The organism is Lysinibacillus sp. GbtcB16 (assembly GCF_019091145.1).
Taxonomy (GTDB): domain Bacteria; phylum Bacillota; class Bacilli; order Bacillales_A; family Planococcaceae; genus Lysinibacillus; species Lysinibacillus fusiformis.
Genome location: NZ_JAGXJV010000259.1, coordinates 1 through 302, shown reverse-complemented (window position 1 = coordinate 302; position 302 = coordinate 1). Strand labels below are relative to the sequence as shown.

The 302-nt window shown below is 51.3% G+C and carries 1 protein-coding gene; it reads left to right on the top strand.

The features are described 5' to 3' along the window. Positions 1-147 precede the first annotated feature (147 nt). A partial coding sequence (locus KVT27_RS24190) for an FAD-dependent oxidoreductase (protein ID WP_217582130.1) occupies positions 148-302 on the top strand: 155 nt, incomplete at its 3' end.

The window sequence follows — 302 nt, the reverse complement described above, 5'->3', positions numbered from 1 at the left end:
TGGAGTCCGTTAGAATTTCCATTCGGCCAATTTCGGCCGAATAAGTGCATCTGTGTCCGTTAGCCGGACACCCGATTTATGTTCAGTTTACACAACCGTCGTATGATACCAGCAGCTGATAAATATCCTACATTCGAGGTGCTGAACATGAGAATTACTCCACTGAACGAACAGCCACGCATTGCAATCATCGGGGCCGGCCCTGGTGGACTGACACTTGCTCGCATTTTGCAGCAGCACCAAATATCCTGCGTCGTCTATGAACGCGATGAATCTCCGACGAGCCGCCAGCAGGGCGGATC